Origin of the sequence: Ruixingdingia sedimenti (assembly GCF_031432425.1) — a bacterium.
Taxonomy (GTDB): domain Bacteria; phylum Pseudomonadota; class Alphaproteobacteria; order Rhodobacterales; family Rhodobacteraceae; genus Ruixingdingia; species Ruixingdingia sedimenti.
The window spans coordinates 15,242-28,713 of the sequence record NZ_JAVKPH010000010.1; the positions used below are offsets into that span (position 1 = coordinate 15,242).

14 protein-coding genes are annotated in these 13,472 nt (G+C 68.7%); 11 read left to right on the top strand and 3 right to left on the bottom strand.

The genetic code is table 11. The annotated features are described in order from the left end of the window. Positions 1–120: 120 nt before the first annotated feature. Together RGD00_RS10495 and RGD00_RS10500 are read right to left on the bottom strand one after the other, a co-directional pair. Positions 121–732 (bottom strand): MlaC/ttg2D family ABC transporter substrate-binding protein, encoded by a 612-nt coding sequence (locus tag RGD00_RS10495; protein ID WP_310457276.1) that lies wholly within the window; start codon positions 730–732, stop codon positions 121–123. Then, positions 722–1,504, bottom strand: coding sequence for an MlaA family lipoprotein (locus RGD00_RS10500; protein WP_310457277.1), 783 nt, complete (start codon positions 1,502–1,504; stop codon positions 722–724). The genes RGD00_RS10495 and RGD00_RS10500 overlap by 11 nt, the downstream gene beginning before the upstream one ends. Before the next feature lie 149 nt (positions 1,505–1,653). Here RGD00_RS10500 and RGD00_RS10505 point away from each other — a divergent pair, with 149 nt between their 5' ends. The 7 genes from RGD00_RS10505 to RGD00_RS10535 all read left to right on the top strand — a co-directional run bounded on the left by RGD00_RS10505 (position 1,654) and on the right by RGD00_RS10535 (position 8,255). Continuing rightward, a complete protein-coding gene (locus RGD00_RS10505) occupies positions 1,654–3,390 on the top strand; it encodes a type I secretion system permease/ATPase (protein ID WP_310457278.1) in 1,737 nt (578 codons plus the stop codon). Next, positions 3,387–4,691 (top strand): HlyD family type I secretion periplasmic adaptor subunit, encoded by a 1,305-nt coding sequence (locus tag RGD00_RS10510; protein ID WP_310457279.1) that lies wholly within the window; start codon positions 3,387–3,389, stop codon positions 4,689–4,691. The genes RGD00_RS10505 and RGD00_RS10510 overlap by 4 nt, the downstream gene beginning before the upstream one ends. Before the next feature lie 69 nt (positions 4,692–4,760). Continuing rightward, entirely contained in the window at positions 4,761–5,225 is a 465-nt protein-coding gene (locus RGD00_RS10515) for a RidA family protein (RefSeq protein WP_310457280.1), read from the top strand. Then, complete coding sequence (locus tag RGD00_RS10520; protein ID WP_310457281.1) at positions 5,225–6,022, top strand: glycerophosphodiester phosphodiesterase family protein; 798 nt, start codon at positions 5,225–5,227, stop codon at positions 6,020–6,022. The genes RGD00_RS10515 and RGD00_RS10520 overlap by 1 nt, the downstream gene beginning before the upstream one ends. Before the next feature lie 65 nt (positions 6,023–6,087). Beyond that, positions 6,088–7,287, top strand: coding sequence for a GNAT family N-acetyltransferase (locus tag RGD00_RS10525; RefSeq protein WP_310457282.1), 1,200 nt, complete (start codon positions 6,088–6,090; stop codon positions 7,285–7,287). Then, a complete protein-coding gene (locus RGD00_RS10530; RefSeq protein WP_310457283.1) occupies positions 7,284–7,892 on the top strand; it encodes a glutathione S-transferase family protein in 609 nt (202 codons plus the stop codon). Before RGD00_RS10525 ends, RGD00_RS10530 begins: the two co-directional genes overlap by 4 nt. A 3-nt stretch (positions 7,893–7,895) precedes the next feature. Beyond that, a complete protein-coding gene (locus RGD00_RS10535) occupies positions 7,896–8,255 on the top strand; it encodes a 4a-hydroxytetrahydrobiopterin dehydratase (protein WP_310457284.1) in 360 nt (119 codons plus the stop codon). 228 nt (positions 8,256–8,483) lie between these two features. On the opposite strand, the gene gabT is transcribed toward RGD00_RS10535, so the two are convergent. After that, the gene (gene gabT, locus RGD00_RS10540) at positions 8,484–9,791 is read right to left on the bottom strand and encodes a 4-aminobutyrate--2-oxoglutarate transaminase (RefSeq protein WP_310457285.1); all 1,308 of its coding nucleotides are present in this window, start codon (positions 9,789–9,791) and stop codon (positions 8,484–8,486) included. Between the two features lie 119 nt (positions 9,792–9,910). Here gabT and RGD00_RS10545 point away from each other — a divergent pair, with 119 nt between their 5' ends. The 4 genes from RGD00_RS10545 to RGD00_RS10560 all read left to right on the top strand — a co-directional run bounded on the left by RGD00_RS10545 (position 9,911) and on the right by RGD00_RS10560 (position 13,456). Then, complete coding sequence (locus tag RGD00_RS10545) at positions 9,911–10,474, top strand: cupin domain-containing protein (protein WP_310457286.1); 564 nt, start codon at positions 9,911–9,913, stop codon at positions 10,472–10,474. Positions 10,475–10,722: 248 nt separating this feature from the next. Further along, positions 10,723–11,307, top strand: a complete 585-nt coding sequence (petA, locus tag RGD00_RS10550; RefSeq protein WP_310457287.1) for a ubiquinol-cytochrome c reductase iron-sulfur subunit — start codon at positions 10,723–10,725, stop codon at positions 11,305–11,307. An 11-nt stretch (positions 11,308–11,318) separates the two neighbouring features. After that, entirely contained in the window at positions 11,319–12,647 is a 1,329-nt protein-coding gene (gene petB / locus RGD00_RS10555; protein WP_310457288.1) for a cytochrome b, read from the top strand. Positions 12,648–12,664: 17 nt separating this feature from the next. Next, positions 12,665–13,456, top strand: a complete 792-nt coding sequence (locus RGD00_RS10560) for a cytochrome c1 (protein WP_310457289.1) — start codon at positions 12,665–12,667, stop codon at positions 13,454–13,456. Positions 13,457–13,472: the final 16 nt, after the last annotated feature.

The following is a 13,472-nucleotide window of genomic DNA, read 5'->3' on the forward strand; positions in this document are numbered from 1 at the left end:
AAGATGAAGCCGCGCCGCTTTTTCCGAAAAGAAGAGCCCCCGCCTTTCACAGTGAGATAAATATCCCGGAGGTTCGGGGGCTGGCCCCCGGCGCCGCCCGCGACACCTGCCCTGCGGCCGTCAGGCGGTCTTCAGATCCTCGATCAGCCCGGCGACGCTGCCGCGGCGGCGGTCGAGCATGGCGCCGATTTCCGTCCGTTCCGAGGCGAGCATGTTCACCCCCTCGATGATGATGTTGAAGAACAGCAGCTTGCCCGAACGGTCCGACACATGCCAGCGCAGGTCGAACGGCGCCTCGCCGCGCAGTTTCGCCACCGAGATCACCTCGAAATAGGATTTCAGCGGCCGCGCATCGGTCACTTCGATCTTGCCGCCGATGAACTCGCGGAAGCGCCGGCCGTATTTGCGCGCGATATAGGACTGGTAAGCCGTGGTGAAGGCGCGCAGGTCGGCGGCCGAGGCGCTGCGCGCCGCCGGGCCGAGCGCCGAACGCGCGATCGTCGGCACATCGGCATAGGTGGCGAAGATGCGTTCGAAATCGCGGTACATCGCCCCCTCGGCCTTGCCGGAGTTGATGACGCCGTTCACCTCGCCGATGGCGCGGTCGATCAGCCCGCGGGCCTCGTTCACGGTCAGCGCCGCGGCCGGACGCGCCGCACCGAAGGCGGCAAGCCCCGCCAGCGCGGCCGCAGCGCCCGTCACCAGCTGGCGGCGGGTCGGTTCAGTCCGCATAGATGTCCTCGTATGGATCAACGAACGCATCGTCGCTCACCTCCTGTCCGAGTTCGTAGCGCCGGTTCTGCAGATACAGGAGCCGCGCCTGCGCATAGCTATCGGCGCTTTCATAAAGGATCGAGTCCACAGTGTCCGCATAACGGCCCCGATCACCGAGTTTTGAGCCGATTTTCGCCGCCTTGGCGTAGTAGCGTTCCGGCTTGGGCAGCATGTGGTCCAGCGGATCGGCCAGCGTGTCGACGACAAGGCCGAGCGCGTCGCGTTCCGTCGAGGGGCCGATGAAGGGCAGTTCCAGATAGGCCCCCTCGCCCATCCCCCAGGCATGCAGCGTGCCGCCGAAATCGGCCTCGCGTTCGGTCAGGCCCATCGCGCCCGCCGGGTCGAACAGTCCCCCGATCCCGATGGTGCTGTTCACCAGAAACCGCGAGGTGTTGTGCGCCGCATCCGCGAACCGCGCCTGCAAAAGCGCATTCGCCACCGTCGAGGGCAGGCCCAGATTGCCCGCGAAATTCGACACCCCCTGCGTCACCGGCGCCGGCAGCACCGTGACATAGGCGGTGGCCGCCGGCCGCACCAGCGCGCGGTCGAGGCTGCGGTTGAATTCGTGGGTGCGGCGATTCGCGGCCTCGTAGGGGTCGTTGACATCCGGCGCGGGCGGCGCGGCGCAGCCCGCAAGCACCGTCATCCCGGCCAGCACAAGGCCCGCCGCCCCCCGGCGGAAACGGGAAGAAAGCGATGGAAAATCCGGCGGCAGGCTTCTATGTTCCACGATAATGACTGGCCCCGTCAGGTCGTTTGGTCAAAGACATAGAAATAGGCAGAGGCGTCGGGAATGGCAACTCGGATAGGGCGATGGATCGGGCGGCAGGTGAAATCCCGCCGCCCGCCGTGCCATGATTGCAGCACTGGGCACCACGGATGAGCGACCAGCAGACAGCGCGCGGCCTGGCCGAACTTCGCGCCGCACGGGGCGAAAACCGGCGGCTTTTCCTGGCCGTGTTCCTGTTCAGCGCATTGGTGAACCTGCTGATGCTGACCGGGCCGCTTTACATGTTGCAGATCTACGACCGGGTTCTGGGCTCGCAGTCCGAAGAGACGCTGGTGGCGATTTCCATCCTCGTCACGGCACTGTTCCTGGCGATGGGGATCCTGGATCACGCGCGCTCGCGCATCACCGCGCGGATCGGCGCGCGGTTCCAGGACCGGCTGGACCGGCGGGTGTTTTCCGCCGCCGTCCGCTATACCGCCGTGATGCCCAACGATCCCGTGGCGCTGGCCGCGCAGCGCGATCTGGAGGCCGTGCACCGCCTGCTGGCCTCGCCGGTGCTGATGGCGCTGTGCGATCTGCCGTGGACGCCGCTGTTCATCGTCGCGATCTTCATCTTCCACCCGATGCTGGGGATTCTCGCGCTGGCGGGCGGGGCGTTGCTGATCGTGGTGACGTTCCTCAACCAGATCACCACCAAGCGCCCGATCGCGGATGCGAACGGCCTGACGCTGGTGGCGGAACGGATGTCCGACCAGATCAAGGGCGAGGCCGAACTGATCCAGAGCCTGGGGATGCGCAACGCCAGCTTCGGCCGCTGGCAGGCGGCGCGGCAGAAGGCGACCGATGCCTCGATGCAGGCCGCCGATGTGGGCGGGGCCTATATGGCGACCTCCAAGGCGCTGCGGCTGTTCCTGCAATCGGCGATGCTGGGCCTGGGCGCCTGGCTGGTGCTGCGGGGCGAGCTGACGGCGGGGGCGATGATCGCGGGGTCGATCCTTCTGGGCCGGGCGCTGGCGCCGATCGAGATGGCGGTGGGCCAGTGGGCGGTGGTGCAGCGCGCGCAGGAAGGCTGGTCGCGGCTGGCGGTGCTGCTGAGCCGCGTGCCCCCCGAACAGCCGCTGACCCCCCTGCCCCGCCCGCGCGCGATCCTCGAGGCGCAGAACCTGTCGGTGGTGCCCCCGGGCGAACAGCTGGCGGTGCTGCGCGGCGTCAGCTTCCGGCTGGAACCGGGGCAGGCGCTTGGCGTGATCGGGCCTTCGGGGGCGGGCAAGTCGACGCTGGCGCGCGCCGTCACCGGCATCTGGCGCCCGGCGGCGGGCAAGGTGCGGCTGGATGGCGCCGCGCTGGAACATTACGAACCCGACGTTCTGGGCAGCTACATGGGCTATCTGCCGCAAAGGGTGACGCTGTTCGACGGCACGATTGCGGAAAACATCGCCCGCCTGTCGTCCGAACCCGACCCCGAGGCGGTGGTGCGCGCCGCCCGCAAGGCCGCGGCGCATGACATGATCCTGCAGTTCCCGCAAGGGTATGACACGCGCGTCGCCGCCATCGGGTCGCGCCTGTCGGGGGGGCAGTTGCAGCGTATCGGGCTGGCGCGGGCGATGTATGGCGATCCGGTCCTTCTGGTGCTGGACGAGCCGAACTCCAACCTCGACAACGAGGGGTCGATGGCGCTCAACATCGCGATCCGCGCGATGAAGGATGCCGGGCAGGCGGTGATGATCATGGCCCACCGCCCCGCCGCGATCCAGGAATGCGACACGCTGCTGGTGCTGGAAAACGGTGTCCGCACCGCCTTTGGCCCGCGCGACGTGGTGCTGCGCGAAATGGTCAAGAACCACACCGAAATCATCAAGAGTGCCGGCCCCGGAGGCGTGACATGAGTACCGGAACCAACCGCTGGTCGGTGCGCAAGCCCCTCGCGCTCGGCCTGCTGACGGCGGCGGCGCTGGTGGGCGGGCTGGTCGGCTGGGGGATGATGACGACGATTTCCGGCGCCATCGTCACCTCGGGCCAGATCGAGGTGGAACTGAACCGCCAGATCGTCCAGCATCCCGACGGCGGCATCGTGGACGAGATCCTCGTCACCGAAGGCACGCCGGTGCAGGCGGGCGAGGTGCTGATGCGGCTCGACGGCACGCTGCTGCAATCCGAACTCGCCATCGTCGAAAGCCAGTTCTACGAGATCCTCGCCCGCCGCGGGCGGCTGGAGGCCGAACGCGACACGCTCGACACCATCATCTTCGCGCCCGAACTGACCGAGGCCGCCGCGGCCCGCCCCGAGGTCGCCGAACTGATGGAGGGTCAGCGCCGCCTGTTCGACGCCCGCGCCGACACCCTGCGCAAGCAGCTGGAACAGCTCGACAAGCGCAAGGCCCAGACGGTCAGCCTGATCGTGGGCATCGACGCGCAAAGCACCGCGCTGACCCGCCAGCGCGAACTGATCGCGCAGGAACTCGACAGCCAGCAGCAGTTGCTGGACAAGGGTCTGGCGCAGGTCGCCCGGGTGCTGGCGCTGGAACGCGAAGAGGCGCGGCTGTCAGGCGTGGTGGGCGAACTTGCCGCCAACCGCGCGCAGGCCGAGGGCCGCATCACCGAAACCGAGATCGAGCAGTTGCGCCTTGCCGCCGCCCGGCGCGAGGAAGCCAGCACCCAGTTGCGCGACATCGGCTATCGCGAACTGGAACTGGTCGAACGCCGCCGCGCGCTGGTCGAACGCATCGCGCGGCTGGACATCCGCGCGCCGGTGTCGGGCGTGGTCCTGGGCCTGCGCGTGACCACGCCGCGGATGGTGATCCGGGCCGCCGACCCGGTGCTCTACCTCATCCCGCAGGATCGACCGCTGGTGATTGCGGCGCGGGTGCCCACCGTGCATATCGACCAGGTGCATGTGGGGCAGGATGCGAAACTGCTGTTCCCCGCCCTGTCCACCCGCACCACGCCCGACCTGTTCGGGCATGTGACCAAGGTGTCGGCGGATGTGTTCACCGACGAGGTGACGCATATCCCCTATTACCGGGCCGAGATCGAACTGAAACCGGGCGAGGCGCAAAAGCTCCACGGGATCGCGCTGGTCCCCGGCATGCCGGTAGAGGCGTTCATCCGCACCGACGACCGCACGCCGCTGAGCTATCTGGTGAAACCCTTCACCGACTACTTCAACCGCGCCTTCCGCGAAACCTGACCGGTCTTGCCCCCGCGCCGCAGCGCGCTTAGCCTGCGGCGCGACAGCAACCGACCGAGGATCACGGCCATGAGCGGAACCATCGCGGCGCGCCTGAAGGCGCTTGGCATCACCCTGCCCGAAGCCCCGGCACCGGCGGCGAACTATGTGCCATGGGTGCGCAGCGGCGATATGGTCTATATCTCGGGCCAGATCAGCCAGGGGGCCGAGGGGCTGATCAAGGGCAAGCTCGGCGCCGACATGGATGTGGCGGCGGGGGCGGCGGCGGCGCGGGCCTGCGCGCTGTCGATCCTCGCGCAGGCGCAGGCGGCCTGCGGGGGCGATCTGGACCGGCTGGTGCGGCTGGTCAAGATCACCGGCTTCGTCAATTCCACCCCCGATTTCACCGACCAGCCCAAGGTGGTGAACGGCGCCTCGGACCTGCTGGTCGAGGTTCTGGGCGATGCCGGGCGGCATGCGCGCTCGGCCGTGTCGGCGGCCTCGCTGCCGCTCGGCGTGGCGGTGGAAATCGAGGCCATCGTCGAGATCCGCTGATGCCCCTGCCCCCGCGCGTGCCCCTGCCCGCGGCCTTCCTGCGCGCACCGCTGGCCCATCGCGCGCTGCACGACCGCACCGCCCGCCGCCCCGAAAACAGCCGGGCCGCGGTGCGGGCGGCGGTGGCGGCGGGATACGGGATCGAAATCGACGTGCAGCTTTCGGCCGATGGCCGGGCGATGGTGTTCCACGACTATGCGCTCGACCGGCTGACCGACCGTTTCGGGCCGGTGCGCCAGCGGCGGGCGGCGGAACTGGGGGCGATTGCGCTGCGCGATGGCGACGAAGGCATCCCCACCTTCCGCGAGGTGCTGGAAACCGTCGCGGGCCGCGTGGCGCTGCTGGTCGAGGTCAAGGATCAGGACGGGATGCTGGGTCCCGATGTGGGCCCCTTGGAACAGGCGGTGGCCGACGACCTGCGCGGCTACGCCGGGCTCGTCGCGGTGATGTCGTTCAACCCCCATTCGGTCGCCGCACTGGCGCGGCTCGCCCCCGCCATCCCGCGCGGCATCACCACCTGGGGCTATCCGCCCGACCATGCCGAGGGCCTGCCCCGCGCCACCTGCGACCGGCTGCGCGCGATCCCCGATTACGACCGCTGCGGCGCCAGCTTCATCTCGCACCACTGGCAGGATCTGGGCCGCCCGCGCGTGGCCGAACTGCGCGCGCAGGGCGCGGCGGTGCTGTGCTGGACGATCCGCGCGCCCGCCGAGGAAGCCGCCGCCCGCCGGGTGGCCGCCAACATCACCTTCGAAGGCTACGCCCCGCCCATCCCGCCCCCCATCCCGTCGCTGTGATCACCCCGGGGCTTGACCCGCGCGCGGGCCGGGGCTTTGCTGGCAGCAACGGGAACAGGGACAGCATGGACGGCGGCGCGACCATCACGATCGAGGTGCTATCGGCGGTCTCCGACCTGGCGGAGGCCGAATGGGATGCCTGCGCCTGCCCCGAGGCCGCGGACGGCGGCCCGCCCGCGGACCCCTTCACCACCCACCGCTTCCTGACGGCGCTGGAAAACTCCGGCTCCGTCGGCGGGCGGTCGGGGTGGCAGCCGATGCCGCTGGTGGCGCGGGCGGACGGGCAGGTGATCGCCGTCGCGCCGATGTATGCCAAGACCCACAGCCAGGGCGAATACATCTTCGACCACGCCTGGGCCGATGCCTGGACGCGGGCGGGCGGGCGCTACTATCCGAAACTCCAGATCGCCGTGCCCTTCACCCCCGTCACCGGCCGCCGCCTGCTGACCCGCCCGGGGTGGGAGGCGGAGGGCCGCAACGCCCTGATCGCCGGCGCCGCGCGGATGGCGGCGGCAAAACGGCTGTCGTCGATCCACATCACCTTCTGCACCGGGGCAGAGGCAGAGGCGGGCGCGGACATCGGCCTGCTGCCCCGCCTGACCCAGCAATACCACTGGGAAAACCGCGGCTACGGCAGCTTCGACGATTTCCTCGCCGCGCTGTCGTCGCGCAAGCGCAAGACGATCCGGCGCGAACGCGCGCAGGCGCAGGGCTTCGGCGGCACGATCCGCACGCTGACCGGCGACGAGATCCGCCCCGAACACTGGGATGCGTTCTGGACCTTCTACCAGGACACCGGCGCGCGCAAATGGGGCCGGCCCTACCTGACGCGCGGGTTCTTCGAGGAACTGCACGACCGGCTGCGGCGCGACGTGGTGCTGGTGCTGGCCGAACGCGACGGGCGGCCCGTCGCCGGGGCGCTGAACCTGATCGGACGGGATGCGCTTTATGGCCGCTACTGGGGCTGCATCGAGGAACATCCCTGCCTGCATTTCGAACTGTGCTATTATCAGGCCATCGACTGGGCCATCGCCCATGGCCTCGGCCGGGTCGAGGCCGGGGCGCAGGGCGAACACAAGCTCGCCCGCGGCTACCTGCCCGCCCCCACCCATTCGTTGCACTGGATCGCCGACCCCGGTTTCCGCGACGCGGTGCAACGCTATCTTCAGACGGAACGCGCGGCGGTGGGCGAGGATATCGAGGTCCTGACCGCATGGGGCCCGTTCCGCCGCGGCCCGCCAAACCACGAGGGAGACGAGCAATGAAGCTGACCTTCTACACCAATCCCCGCTCGCGCGGCGCCATCGTGCGCTGGATGCTGGAAGAGGTGGGCGCGCCCTATGACACCGTGGTGCTCGACTACGGCCCGCCGATGAAGACGCCCGAACACCGCGCGCTGAACCCGATGGGCAAGGTGCCGGTGCTGGTGGCGGGCGATCAGGTGGTGACAGAGGCGGCGGCGATCTGCGCCTTTCTCGCCGATGCATTCCCGGCCGCGGGCCTCGCACCCCCGCCGGCGCGGCGGGGGGCCTATTACCGCTGGCTGTTCTTCGGCGCGGGGCCGGTGGAGGCCGCGGTGACGAACCAGTCGCTCGGCGTCGAGGTGCCCGAGGACCGGCGCGGCATGGTCGGCTATGGCAGCTTCGACACGATGCTGGCGACGCTGGAAAAGGCGGTGTCGGTGGCGCCCTATCTGGCGGGCGATGCGTTCAGCGCGGCGGATGTCTATACCGGCTCGCAGATCGGTTGGGGGTTGCAGTTCGGTACCCTGCCCCCGACCCCGGCGCTGACCGCCTATTGGGACCGGGTGAAGGACCGCCCCGCCCGGCGGCGGGCAGCGGAAATCGACGGCATCCTGACGGAGGGCTGAGCCATGCCGACCCTTCTGACAGAGGCCGAACGCGCCGCCGCCCTGCCCGCCCTGGGCGATACGGGATGGGAGGCCGTGCCGGGCCGCGACGCGATCCGCAAGATGTGGCGCTTCGAGGATTTCTCGCAGGCCTGGGGCTTCATGTCCCGCGCCGCGCTGGCCGCCGAGGCGCTGAACCACCACCCGGAATGGCGCAATGTCTACAGCCTCGTGGATGTGGTGCTGAGCACGCATGACTGCGGCGGGCTGTCGATGCGCGACATCCGGCTGGCGCGGCGGATGGATGCGATGGCCGGCGGGGCCGAGGTCGAACGCGGCCACGGCGCGCCGATCCCGACCCTGACGGCGACGCGGACGGCGTGACCTTTGGCGGCAATACCGATGGATAAGACAGCGCCGGGGGCCAGCCCCCGGACCCCCGGGATATTTATGGACAGAAAGTGAACAGGGGGACGGATCATCCCCGCCCGTTTACTTTCTGTCCCCAAATATCCCCGCGCGGCGCGCGCATCCCTCCGCCGGGCCAACCGCCGGGTCGGGGCGCTGCGCCCGCAGGCCGGGGTTCACCCCGGCCCCGGGATACGGCAACGGTCAGGCCGCCGAGCCGGACGCCACCCGGGTGATCGCGGCCTCGATGGAAGCTTCGATGATGTCCATCGCCTCGTCCACCTGTTCCATCGGCGTGGTCAGCGGCGGCAGCAGGCGCACGACGTTGGCATGCATGCCGCAGGTGATCATGATCAGGCCGCGGGCCTCTGCCTCGGCCACGATGGCGTTGGTCAGGGCGGCGTCGGGGGTCTTGGTGCCGCGGTCCTTGACCAGTTCGAACGCCACCATCGCGCCCATGCCGCGGACGTTGCCGATCGCCTCCATCCCCTGGCGGGCGGCCAGCGCGTTCAGCCGGGCGGTGATCGCATCGCCGATTTCCACCGCGCGGGCGCAGAGGTTTTCCTCTTCGATCACGTCCAGCACCGCATGCGCCGCGGCCACCGCCAGCGGGTTGCCGGCATAGGTGCCGCCCAGACCGCCCGCGGCGGCGGCGTCGATCACCTCTGCCCGGCCCGTGACCGCCGACAGCGGAAAGCCCCCCGCCAGCCCCTTGGCCATGGTGATCAGGTCGGGTGCCACGCCCGAATGTTCGAAGCAGAAGATCTTGCCCGTCCGCGCCATGCCGGCCTGGATTTCATCCGCGATCAGCAGGATGCCGTGTTCGTCCGCGATCCGCCGCAGCGCCTGGAGGAAGCTGGCCGGCGCGGGGTTGAAGCCGCCCTCGCCCTGCACGGGTTCGATGATGAAGGCCGCGACGCGCTTGGGGTCGATCGAGGACTGGAACAGCCGTTCCAGCATCGCCAGCGACTCGGCCTCGGTGACGCCGTGGTAGTCCGAGGGGAAGGGCGCGTGATAGACCTCTGCCGGGAAGGGGCCGAAGCCCGCCTTGTAGGGTTTCACCTTGCCGGTCAGCGCCATGCCCATCATCGTGCGGCCGTGGAAGGCGCCGGTGAAGGCCACGATGCCCGACCGCCCGGTATAGGCGCGGGCGACCTTGACGGCGTTTTCCACCGCCTCGACCCCGGTGGTGATCAGCAGGGTCTTCTTCTCGAAATCGCCGGGGGCGAGGCGGTTCAGCCGTTCGGCAAGGCTGATGTAGCCTTCGTAGGGCGCGACGTTGAACGAGGTATGGGTGAAGGCCTGCGCCTGTTCTGCCACGGCCGCCATCACCTTGGGATGGCGGTGGCCGGTGTTGTTCACCGCGATGCCGGCGGCGAAATCGAGGTAGCGCTTGCCCTCGACATCCCAGAGTTCGGCGTTTTCGGCACGGGCGGCAAAGATCGCGCGCGTGGACACGCCGTTGGCGACGGCGGCGGTCTGGCGGGCGCGCAGGTCGGAATTGGTGGTCATCAGACATCTCCCGGAAGGTTGACACGATCCTAGCGCACGTTCAGGATATTGAGCAACCGGATTCTTGCCCCCGCCCCGCGGCACAGCGGGGGCCCGGGCGAAAAGCGAAAGGAGCCCGGATGGAGGATTTCGACGTCGGCACCCGCCTGCGCGGATTGCGCCTGCACCGGGGGCTGTCGCAGCGGCAACTGGCCGAGGCGGCGGGCGTGCCGCATGGGCAGATCTCGATGATCGAGACCAACCGGTGCAGCCCCTCGGTCGCCTCGATGCGCAAGATATTGAGCGGTTTGAGCATGTCGATGGCCGAGTTCTTCGAACCCGACCAGGCCGACAGCGCGCAGGTGTTCTTCACCGCCGCCGAGCGGCGCGACCTGACCTCGCGCCTGCCGGGCGCGGCGCGGGTACGGATCGCGCAGGTGGGCGACGCGCGGGCGCACAACCTGCAAGTGCTGCACGAAACCTACGAACCCGGCGCCGACACCGGGCGGGCGATGCTGGCCCATGCCTCGACCGAGGGCGGCATCGTCGTGGCGGGCGAGATCGAGGTGACAGTGGGCGATCAGGTCCGCCTGCTGCGCGAGGGCGACGGCTATCTGTTCGACAGCATCATCCCCCACCGTTTCCGCAACCTGTCGGACCGGCCGGCGGTCATCATTTCCGCCTGCACGCCGCCCTATCTGTGACGCGGCGGCACGAGAATCATCGCCCGCCGCCGGCGCGGTCTGCCGCGCCAGATGGCCGCGCGGGGGATTCTTCCGGCGCCGAAAGGTGTTGCCGCGGCCACGCAGGCGCCTGTGCGCGACCTTCTGTAGCCGATTGGGCGCTGGACGTGCCGCGCGGGCCGGTCTAAAACCCGCGCACGAGGCTGCGGGCGACCGCAGCCCTGTTCATGCATGGGTCGCGTCCAGCGGCCTTGGAAGGGAGAAGTTCCGTGTCCCACGCTGAAGACAACGCAGGCACCCGCAGGGATTTCCTGTATTATGCCACGGCCGGGGCGGGCGCGGTTGCCACCGGCGCCGCCGTCTGGCCGCTGATCAACCAGATGAATCCCTCTGCCGACGTGCAGGCGCTGGCCTCCATCTTCGTCGATGTCAGCTCGGTCGAGCCTGGCACCCAGCTGACGGTGAAATACCTCGGCAAGCCGGTGTTCATCCGCCGCCGCACGACCGAAGAGATCGAGGCCGCCCGCGCCGTGCCGCTGGACCAGCTGGTGGACAAGGACGCCCGCAACCCCAACCTGGGCGCCGGCACCCCCGCGACCGACCCCAACCGCGCCCTGCCGCCCCCGGGCGCCGAAGGCGACGCGGCCGAGGAATGGCTGGTAATGGTCGGCGTCTGCACGCATCTGGGCTGCGTGCCGATCGGCGATGGCGCGGGCGATTTCGGCGGCTGGTTCTGCCCCTGCCACGGGTCGCACTATGACAGCGCCGGGCGCATCCGCCGCGGCCCCGCGCCCGAGAACCTGCACATCCCGGTGGCGTCGTTCACCGACGAGACCACGATCAAGCTGGGCTGAGGAGCGACCCCATGTCTGGAATTCCGCACGACCATTACGAGCCCAAGTCCGGCTTCGAGAAGTGGCTGCACGCGCGCCTGCCGATCGCCTCGCTGGCCTATGACACGCTGATGATCCCCACCCCCAAGAACCTCAACTGGATGTGGATCTGGGGCATCATCCTCGCCTTCTGCCTTGCGTTGCAGATCGTCACCGGCATCGTGCTGGTGATGCACTACACGCCGCATGTCGATCTGGCCTTCGCCAGCGTCGAACATATCATGCGCGACGTGAACGGCGGGCACATGCTGCGCTATCTGCACGCCAACGGCGCCTCGCTGTTCTTCGTCGCCGTCTACATGCACATCTTCCGCGGGCTCTACTACGGGTCGTACAAGACCCCGCGCGAGGTGGTGTGGATCATCGGCATGCTGATCTACCTCGCCATGATGGCGACCGCGTTCATGGGCTATGTGCTGCCCTGGGGGCAGATGTCGTTCTGGGGCGCCACCGTGATCACCGGCCTTTTCGGCGCGATCCCGGGCGTGGGTCCGACGATCCAGGAATGGCTTCTGGGCGGGCCGGCGGTCGACAACGCGACGCTCAACCGCTTCTTCTCGCTGCACTATCTGCTGCCCTTCGTGATCGCCGCGCTGGTGGCGCTGCACATCTGGGCCTTCCACAATGTCGGCAACGGCAACCCCACCGGGGTCGAGGTGCGCCGCACCTCCAAGGAAGTGGCGGAAAAGGACACCGTGCCGTTCTGGCCCTTCTACGTGGTCAAGGACCTGTTCGCGCTCGGCGTCGTGCTGATCGTGTTCTTCGCCATCGTCGGCTTCATGCCGAACTACCTGGGCCACCCCGACAACTATCTGGAGGCGAACCCGCTGGTGACGCCGGCCCATATCGTGCCGGAATGGTACTTCCTGCCCTTCTATGCGATCCTGCGCGCCTTCACCGGCGATGTCTGGGTGGTGCAGCTGGTGCAGTTCGTCACCTTCGGCATCGTGGACGCCAAGTTCTTCGGCGTGCTGGCGATGTTCGGCGCGATCGCGGTGCTGGCGCTGGCGCCGTGGCTCGACACCTCTTCGGTGCGTTCGGGCCGGTTCCGGCCGATGTTCAAGTGGTGGTTCTGGCTGCTGGCCATCGACTTCATGGTGCTGATGTGGGTGGGCGCGATGCCGGCCGAAGGGATCTACACCTGGATCAGCCTGATCGCCGCGACCTACTGGTTCGCCTATTTCCTGATCGTCCTGCCGCTTCTGGGGGTGATCGAGAAGCCGCTGCCGGCGCCCGCGACGATCGAAGAGGACTTCAACGCCCACTACGGTCCGGCCGCCAAGGCCACCGCGGCCGAGTGACGGAAAGGATGCCACCGATGATCCGCAAGCTTTCCCTTTCGGCGCTGACGGCGCTGGCCCTTTCCACCGGCGGCGCGCTTGCCGCCGGGGGCGAGTCGCATATCGAGGACTTCGCCTTCTCGTTCGAGGGCCCCTTCGGCAAGTTCGACCAGATGCAGCTGCAACGCGGCCTTCAGGTCTATACCGAGGTCTGTTCGGCCTGCCACGGGCTGCGCTATGTGCCGCTGCGCACCCTGGCCGACGAGGGCGGCCCGCAGCTGCCCGAGGATCAGGTCCGCGCCTATGCCGCGAACCTGTCGATCTACGACCCCGAACTGGACGAGGACCGCCCGCGCAAGGCGACCGACCATTTCCCCGAATCCGGGCTGGACAACGCGCCCGACCTCAGCCTGATGGCCAAGTCGCGCGCCGGGTTCCACGGGCCGCAGGGCCTGGGGATCAACCAGTTCCTCAACGGTATCGGCGGGCCGGAATACATCGCCTCGATCCTCAACGGCTATACCGGCGAGGAAAAGGAAGAGGCCGGGACCACCTATTACGAAAACACCGCCTTCCCCGGCGGCTGGATCGCGATGGCCCCGCCGCTGTCGGACGGGCATGTCGAATATGCCGACGGCCATGACAACACCGTCCAGGCCATGTCGCAGGATGTCGCCGCCTTCCTGATGTGGACGGCGGAACCCAAGATGATGGCGCGCAAGCAGGCGGGCCTGACGGCGGTGATCTTCCTCACCGTGCTGACCGTCCTGCTGTACCTGACCAACAAGCGGTTGTGGGCGGGCCTCAAGGGCAAGAAGAAACACGCCTGACCCCACCTGGCAGGCC

Coding starts and splice junctions, on each gene's coding strand:
- RGD00_RS10495 (WP_310457276.1), bottom strand. CDS start 732: ATGCGGACTGAACCGACCCGCCGCCAGCTGGTGACGGGCGCTGCGGCC.
- RGD00_RS10505 (WP_310457278.1), top strand. CDS start 1,654: ATGAGCGACCAGCAGACAGCGCGCGGCCTGGCCGAACTTCGCGCCGCA.
- RGD00_RS10510 (WP_310457279.1), top strand. CDS start 3,387: ATGAGTACCGGAACCAACCGCTGGTCGGTGCGCAAGCCCCTCGCGCTC.
- RGD00_RS10515 (WP_310457280.1), top strand. CDS start 4,761: ATGAGCGGAACCATCGCGGCGCGCCTGAAGGCGCTTGGCATCACCCTG.
- RGD00_RS10520 (WP_310457281.1), top strand. CDS start 5,225: ATGCCCCTGCCCCCGCGCGTGCCCCTGCCCGCGGCCTTCCTGCGCGCA.
- RGD00_RS10525 (WP_310457282.1), top strand. CDS start 6,088: ATGGACGGCGGCGCGACCATCACGATCGAGGTGCTATCGGCGGTCTCC.
- RGD00_RS10530 (WP_310457283.1), top strand. CDS start 7,284: ATGAAGCTGACCTTCTACACCAATCCCCGCTCGCGCGGCGCCATCGTG.
- RGD00_RS10535 (WP_310457284.1), top strand. CDS start 7,896: ATGCCGACCCTTCTGACAGAGGCCGAACGCGCCGCCGCCCTGCCCGCC.
- gabT (WP_310457285.1), bottom strand. CDS start 9,791: ATGACCACCAATTCCGACCTGCGCGCCCGCCAGACCGCCGCCGTCGCC.
- RGD00_RS10545 (WP_310457286.1), top strand. CDS start 9,911: ATGGAGGATTTCGACGTCGGCACCCGCCTGCGCGGATTGCGCCTGCAC.
- petB (WP_310457288.1), top strand. CDS start 11,319: ATGTCTGGAATTCCGCACGACCATTACGAGCCCAAGTCCGGCTTCGAG.
- RGD00_RS10560 (WP_310457289.1), top strand. CDS start 12,665: ATGATCCGCAAGCTTTCCCTTTCGGCGCTGACGGCGCTGGCCCTTTCC.